Genomic DNA, 6,746 nt, shown 5'->3' on the forward strand with positions numbered 1-6,746 from the left:
AGAAGGCTCCTTGGTAAGAGGTCAGGCCGCGAGCGGATACAGGCCGAACAGCAGGCTGCCGACCATCAGCAGCATCGAGATGGCGATGGCCCACTTCAGGGTGAACTTCTGGTGGTCGGCGAACTCGACCTTGGCCAGGCCCACCAGCAGGTAGGTGGACGGTACCAGCGGGCTGAGCAGATGCACCGGCTGGCCAGCCAGAGACGCGCGCGCCATTTCCACCGGGGTGATGCCGTAGTTGCCGGCGGCCTCGGACAGGATCGGCAGCACTCCGAAGTAGAACGCGTCGTTGGACATGAAGAAGGTGAACGGCATCGACGCCACCGCGGTGATCACCGCCAGGTACGGCCCCCACGACTCCGGAATCACCGCCAGGAAGCTGTGCGACATCGCTTCGACCATGCCGGTGTTGTTGAGGATGCCGGTGAAGATGCCAGCGGCGAAGATCAGCGACACCACCGACAGCACGTTGCCGGCGTGGTTGACCACGCGGCGGCGCTGTTCGGCCAGGTTCGGGTAGTTGATCACCAGCGCGATGGCGAAGCCGACCATGAACAGTACGGGCATCGGCAGTACGCCGATGATCAGTGCGGTCATCAGCGCCACGGTCAACGCCAGGTTCACCCACAGCAGCTTCGGGCGCTTGATGTCTTCGGCGTCTTCCACGGTCGGCAGCGGGTTGCTGTCGTCGGACACGCTGTTGTCCATCCAGCTGCCGCCCTTGGGCAGGGTCACCACGCCGAGGCGACGGCGTTCCTTCAGTCCCAGGTACCAGGCCAGCAGCAGCACGCCGGCGCAGGCGATCACCATCGACGGGATCAGCGGCACGAACACATCGGCCGGGTCCACGTGCAGCGCAGTGGCCGCGCGTGCGGTGGGGCCGCCCCACGGGGTCAGGTTCATCACGCCGCCGGCGAGGATGGTCACGCAGGTCATGTTCAGCGCGTTCATGCCCAGCCGCTGGTACAGCGGCAGCATCGCCGAGACGGTGATCATGTAGGTGGTCGAGCCGTCACCATCGAGCGAGATCAGCATCGCCAGCACCGCGGTGCCGAGCACGATCTTCATCGGATCGCCCTTGACGAAGCGCAGGATCACCCGCACCAGCGGATCGAACAGGCCGGCATCGATCATCACCCCGAAATAGAGGATGGCGAACATCAGCATCACGCCGGTCGGCGCGATCTTCTTGATGCCTTCCAGCATCATTTCGTCGATGTCGGCGCCGAAGCCGCCCAGCAGGGCGAAGATGATCGGGATGGTGATCAGGGCGACCAGCGGCGACAGTCGTTTGCTCATGATCAAGTACATGAACGTAATGACCATGCCAAAGCCGAGGATGCTCAGCATCATCTGCGGACTCCTTGCGAAAACAGGATGTGGGGGAGTGGAAGCGGCCCGGGCGGCATGCCCGGGAATCCGGGCTTAGAAGTCGTACTGCAGGCGGCCGGTGACCGCGCGCGTGCGGTCCACCGTGACCCCGGCCAGGCGGTCGCGGTTGCGGCTTTCGATCACGTTGAGCATGAAGCGCAGGTTGTCGCGCAGGTACCAGTTGCCGCCCAGCGTCCACGCTTCGGTGCTGCCACGGCGCAGGTCGGGCGCACCATCGAGGTGCTGCGCGCCCCACATCTGGTCGTAGCGCAGCGCCACCTCGAAGGCACCGGCCTTGTGGCGGATGTCCTTGACCCGCGCGAAGCGGCCGGTCTTGCGGTCGTAGGCGCGGCTTTCGCCAGTGACGAACCAGCTGAGCATGCCGTAGGCGGCCATCACATCGCCGCGCTGCGCACCGTCATCGAAGGTGGCGCCGCTGAACTCGCCCTGCCACGACAGCGGGCCGCGCACCTGCGCGTATTCCAGTGACCACTTGTTGACGTCGGTATCGCGGCCGGCGGAGAAGTCGACCAGGGTCAGGCGGCTCTCGTCGGACAGATGGCCAGCCGGGCGCGGGCGGATCTTCAGGCCCGGAACGCCGTTGGCACCCGGGTTGTCATAGGCTTCGCGGGCCAGCGACAGACCCAGGTGCAGCACGTCACCGTCGCGGGGTGAGGGCGCCCAAGTGACCCGGCCGCCGGCGGCGCGGCCCTTCACCTGCCAGGCATCGATGCTTTCCAGGCTGTAGACGCTGGCGGCCCAGGTGAAATCACCCGGATTGGCCTGCCACGACGCGCCCAGCCGGTACAGCGGTGCCAGCGTGGTGCCGGCGTTGCCGCGCTCCAGGAAGCTGCCGTAGTTGGAGCTGGTGCGGTCATCCAGCGAGAAGTACTGCTTGAACTGGCCCACGGTCAGCTTGCCGGCCTTGCCAAAGCTGCGTGCCAGGTACACGTCCTTGGCCTCGACACGGTCGCCGGAGAAGTCGGCTTCCAGCTTGTAGTCGACCACGAAGAACTTGCCGGACACATCGACCCAGGCGCGGCGGATCTCGGTGTCGTCCTTGTTCGGCGTACCGCGGTTGTCGTTGTCGAAGGTGGCGAAGTCCAGGTGCAGGCGGCCACCGAGGGTGGCGGTGACCGGACGGTCGTCTTCGGCAAAGGCCGGCGCCGACAGGGCAGCCAGAGCCATCATGGCGGCAGGACGCCGCCAGGCAAACGTGAATTCCACAAACCCTCCCAGGTGCGCGCCGGGCGCGCGGCAATCGTGGGCACCGGACGGTGCGCGGCCGCAGTCTGGGTCGCCGTAGCTGTCATCGTCCTGTCAACGGTTTGTGCGGTGCAGCGTAAATGGTCACCAGTCAGGGCGTGGCGGGTGCATCCTGCGCCATGCGGTAGCATTCGTTTCCCCTCCCACCCATGTGCCCATGCGCCTGCTGCTGGTCGAAGACAACCCGGATCTGGCCGATGCGATCATCCGTCGCATGCGCCGTAGCGGCCACGCCGTGGACTGGCAGGCCGACGGGCTGGCCGCGGCCAGCGTGCTGCGCTACCAGAGTTTCGACCTGGTGGTGCTGGATATCGGCCTGCCCAAGCTGGATGGCCTGCGCGTGCTGGCCGGCATGCGCGAGCGCGGCGACAGCACGCCAGTGCTGATGCTGACCGCGCGCGATGGCATCGAAGACCGCGTGCAGGCGCTGGATGTGGGTGCCGACGACTACCTGGGAAAGCCGTTCGATTTCCGCGAGTTCGAAGCGCGTTGCCGCGTGCTGCTGCGACGCGCGCGGGGCCAGGCCAGTGAAGTGGTGCAGATTGGCGGTTTCCAGTTCGATAACGCCGCGCACCGGGTCAGCCTCGACGGCGAGCCGATCGAGCTGCCGAACCGCGAATACCGCTTGCTGGAGATCCTGGTCGGTCGCCTTGGCCAGGTGGTCGGCAAGGACGAGATCGGCAATGGGCTGTTCGGTTTCGACGATGAGGCCGGTCCCAATGCCATCGAGCTGTACGTCGGGCGCCTGAGAAAGAAGCTGGCTGGCGCCCCGCTGCGCATCACCACGGTGCGCGGCGTCGGCTATCTGCTGGAAGCCAGTGACGGCAGCGCCGACGGCGATGGTTGACGCGCGCACAGCGAATGCCGCACCGGGGTCGCTGCGGCGCACGCTGCTGCTGTACCTCGGTGCATTGCTGGCGGTGTTCGCGGTGGCGCTGCTGTTCGCTGCGCGCGATTACGGCCAGCGCGCCGCGAACCGGTCCTACGACCACCTGCTGGTGTCTTCGGCACTGTCCATCGCCGATTCGGTGGCGCTGGTTGATGGCCAATGGCAGGTCGATCTGCCGTATGCCGCGCTGGACCTGCTGGCGATGGCACCGGAAGACCGCGTCTTCTATCGTGTGGCCGACAGCCGCGGCAACCTGATCACCGGCTACGGCGACCTGCCGGCGCCGCCGCGCCGGCCCGGCACGCAGCCGCAGCTGTTCGATGCTCCCTACAGCGGCGAGACCGTGCGTTTCGTGGTGGTTGGGCGCAGTTTTTCCGCCGCCTCGGCGCAGGGCGAGGTGCAGGTGCAGGTGGGCCAGACCCGGCGCGCGCGCGAAGCGGTCGCGCAGGACATGGTCAATCGCGCGCTGCTGGCCATTGGCATGTTGTCCGGGCTGCTGCTGGCGCTGGTGGCGTTCGGCGTGCATCGGGCGTTTCGGCCGCTGGTACGGGTGGAGCGCGAGCTGTCGCGCCGCGAGCCCTCCGACCTGAAGCCATTGGACGCACGCGTGCCGCGCGAGATGGACCAGATGGTGGCCGCGTTGAACCGTTTCATGGAACGCCTGTCCAGCAGCAACGAGACGCTGCGTGCATTCATGGCCGAGGCCGCGCACCAGATGCGCACGCCGCTGGCCGCCCTGCGCGCGCAGGCACAGCTGGCGCTGGATGACGACGACCCGGAGGACATGCGGCGCAGCCTGCAGGCGATCGAGCGCAATGCCACGCATATGAGCCGCCTGCTCAACCAGCTGCTCAGCGATGCCAGCGTGATCCACCGTTCCCACCTGCAGCGCTTTGTTGCGGTGGACCTGGCCGAGACCGTGCACCAGGCCCTGCATGAAGCCCTGCCGCAGGCGGGCCCGGCACCGCGCGTACAGCTGGCGATGACCGCTGAACCCGTGCTGGTGCACGGGGATGCATTGCTGCTGCGCGAGGCGATCAAGAACCTGGTCGACAACGCGCTGAAGTATGGCGGCGACGGTTCATTGCAGATCGCGTTGACCGTGGAGGGCGGGCAGGCGGTGCTGACCATTGCCGATCACGGTGCGGGCATCGCGCCCGCCGATGCCGAACGCGTGTTCGAGCGCTTCGCGCGCGGCGAAGGTGCGCCGTCCGGCGGCGCCGGGCTTGGCCTGGCCATCGTCAAGCGGGTGATCGACAGCCACGGTGGCCGCATCGACCTCAGTAACCGCCCGCAGGGTGGGCTGGTCGCTACCATCCGCCTGCCCCGGAGCAGTTCATGATCCGTCTGTTCGCCACGGCCATCGCCCTGCTGCTGACCCTGCCGGTGCTGGCCGCGCCGGGCGACGTGCGTCGTTTCCCTGCGCAGGGAAATGCCACCGCTCAGCTGCGCATCCACGGCACCACCGACATCGAAGTGTTCGCGGTGGTCATCGCCGATTACCAGCGCCTGCATCCCGGCACCGAGGTGGTGTACGAGGACATCATCACCCAGGACCTGTACGCGCGTTACCTGCACGACCGTGCCGGGCCAGCGTCGCCTGACCTGCTGATTTCCAGCGGCATGGACCTGCAGACCAAGCTGGTCAACGATGGCCATGCACTGCCGCACCGCTCGGCGCAGACCGCGGCGTTGCCGGCGTGGGCGCAGTGGCGCAGCGAGGCGTTCGGAATCAGCTACGAACCGGTGGTGATGGTCTACAACACGCGCACGCTGCCGGCCGCGAAGGTGCCGCATACGCGCCGCCAGCTGCTGGACCGGCTGCGCGCGGAGGGGGCACCGCTGCGTGGCAAGGTCGGCACCTATGACATCGAGCGCAGCAGCGTCGGCTATCTGCTGGCCACCCAGGACGCACAGCGCGGCAGCATCGCAGGTGCCTTGCTGGGCGCTCTCGGCGACAACGACGTGGTGCGTGAGGAGCGCACGGGCGTGCTGCTGGACAAGGTCGCCAGCGGCCAGTTGTCGCTGGTCTACAACGTGCTCGGTTCCTACGCACAGGCGCGCATCGATGCAGGCGCGCCGCTGGCCATCGTCGAACCCGAGGACTACACGCTGGTGGTGCTGCGTACCGCGGTGATTCCGCGCACCGGCCCGCACCCTGAAGAAGCGCGGCGCTTCCTCGACTACCTGCTGTCGCCGCGCGGCCAGCAGGTACTGTCGCGCGAGGCGCGGCTGATGCCGATCGTGACCGGCAATGCGCGCAGCGATGACGCGCCGGGCCGCAGCCGCCGACCGATCCAGCTCGGCCCGGGCCTGCTGGTGTACCTGGATGCGCTCAAGCGCCGCCAGTTCCTCGACGCGTGGCGCAGCAGCGTAGAGCCGGCAGGGCGCTGACGCGGCGGCCTGCCCGTACAATGGCGGCATGAGCGAATACACCATCCTGATCGCCGACGACCACCCGCTGCTGCGTTCGGCGGTGGTGCAGTCATTGCGGCAGAGCCTGCCGCTGGCACAGGTACGCGAGGTGGCCAGCGCCGAGGCCCTGGCCGAAGCCCTCGACGCGCACCCGGATGTGGACCTGGTGCTGCTCGACCTGACCATGCCCGGCGCACACGGTTTCTCCGCGCTGCTGCACGTACGCGGCTCGCATCCGGACATTCCGGTGGTGATCCTCTCGTCCAATGACCATCCGCGGGTGATCCGCCGCGCGCAGCAGTTCGGCGCTGCGGGTTTCATCCCGAAGTCGGCCCCGGCCGAGACCATCGGCGAGGCGGTGCAGGCCGTGCTCGACGGCGGCCTGTGGTTCCCGGCGATGGCCGCCGAGCGCTCCGAGGCCGACGCGCTGCTGGCCAGCCGCCTGGCCCAGCTGACCCCGCAGCAGTTCCGCGTGCTGCTGTGCCTGGCCGATGGCCTGCTCAACAAGCAGATCGCCTACACGCTGGGGCTGGCCGAGAACACGGTGAAGGTACATGTCACCGCAATTCTGAAAAAACTCGAATGCCACAGCCGCACGCAGGCGGCGGTGCTGGTGAAGGCGCTGGAGCCGGAAGGCGACGCCGGCGCCGGGCTGTAGTTTCCAGCCAACGGCGCAGCCCCTCGTGGGTGGTGTTTGGGTTGGTCGCTGAAAGCAGAAGCCGCGAGTGGGCCGGTCGGGTCGGGTGCGCGGGGGACGCCGTGAATCCGTCCCTGGAGGCTTGGCAGCCGCATCCATGCGGCTGAC

General features: G+C 67.7%; 6 protein-coding genes. 4 read left to right on the plus strand and 2 right to left on the minus strand.

Features of this window, described 5'->3' with window-relative positions; genetic code table 11:
- Positions 1-21: 21 nt before the first annotated feature.
- Both N7590_RS16370 and N7590_RS16375 read right to left on the minus strand, forming a co-directional pair.
- Positions 22-1,350, minus strand: a complete 1,329-nt coding sequence (locus N7590_RS16370) for a CitMHS family transporter (protein WP_053509619.1) — start codon at positions 1,348-1,350, stop codon at positions 22-24.
- A 75-nt stretch (positions 1,351-1,425) separates the two neighbouring features.
- Positions 1,426-2,562, minus strand: a complete 1,137-nt coding sequence (locus tag N7590_RS16375; RefSeq protein WP_008268165.1) for a porin — start codon at positions 2,560-2,562, stop codon at positions 1,426-1,428.
- A 232-nt stretch (positions 2,563-2,794) separates the two neighbouring features.
- Between N7590_RS16375 and N7590_RS16380 the strand changes: the two genes are divergently transcribed.
- The 4 genes from N7590_RS16380 to N7590_RS16395 are packed head-to-tail and all read left to right on the plus strand — an operon-like array spanning position 2,795 to position 6,599.
- The gene (locus tag N7590_RS16380; RefSeq protein WP_053509575.1) at positions 2,795-3,484 is read left to right on the plus strand and encodes a response regulator transcription factor; all 690 of its coding nucleotides are present in this window, start codon (positions 2,795-2,797) and stop codon (positions 3,482-3,484) included.
- The gene (locus N7590_RS16385; RefSeq protein ID WP_279935730.1) at positions 3,477-4,868 is read left to right on the plus strand and encodes a sensor histidine kinase; all 1,392 of its coding nucleotides are present in this window, start codon (positions 3,477-3,479) and stop codon (positions 4,866-4,868) included. Before N7590_RS16380 ends, N7590_RS16385 begins: the two co-directional genes overlap by 8 nt.
- The gene (locus N7590_RS16390) at positions 4,865-5,920 is read left to right on the plus strand and encodes an ABC transporter substrate-binding protein (RefSeq protein WP_164241430.1); all 1,056 of its coding nucleotides are present in this window, start codon (positions 4,865-4,867) and stop codon (positions 5,918-5,920) included. The genes N7590_RS16385 and N7590_RS16390 overlap by 4 nt, the downstream gene beginning before the upstream one ends.
- Positions 5,921-5,948: 28 nt before the next feature.
- The gene (locus N7590_RS16395) at positions 5,949-6,599 is read left to right on the plus strand and encodes a response regulator transcription factor (RefSeq protein ID WP_008268765.1); all 651 of its coding nucleotides are present in this window, start codon (positions 5,949-5,951) and stop codon (positions 6,597-6,599) included.
- The last annotated feature ends 147 nt before the right edge of the window (positions 6,600-6,746 follow it).

Source organism: Stenotrophomonas sp. GD04024 (assembly GCF_029837545.1).
GTDB lineage: Bacteria > Pseudomonadota > Gammaproteobacteria > Xanthomonadales > Xanthomonadaceae > Stenotrophomonas > Stenotrophomonas forensis.

What these genes read in the sequence shown, in the direction of transcription:
- N7590_RS16370 (WP_053509619.1), bottom strand. Translation starts at nt 1,350, where the DNA reads ATGCTGAGCATCCTCGGCTTTGGCATGGTCATTACGTTCATGTACTTG.
- N7590_RS16375 (WP_008268165.1), bottom strand. Translation starts at nt 2,562, where the DNA reads ATGATGGCTCTGGCTGCCCTGTCGGCGCCGGCCTTTGCCGAAGACGAC.
- N7590_RS16380 (WP_053509575.1), top strand. Translation starts at nt 2,795, where the DNA reads ATGCGCCTGCTGCTGGTCGAAGACAACCCGGATCTGGCCGATGCGATC.
- N7590_RS16385 (WP_279935730.1), top strand. Translation starts at nt 3,477, where the DNA reads ATGGTTGACGCGCGCACAGCGAATGCCGCACCGGGGTCGCTGCGGCGC.
- N7590_RS16390 (WP_164241430.1), top strand. Translation starts at nt 4,865, where the DNA reads ATGATCCGTCTGTTCGCCACGGCCATCGCCCTGCTGCTGACCCTGCCG.
- N7590_RS16395 (WP_008268765.1), top strand. Translation starts at nt 5,949, where the DNA reads ATGAGCGAATACACCATCCTGATCGCCGACGACCACCCGCTGCTGCGT.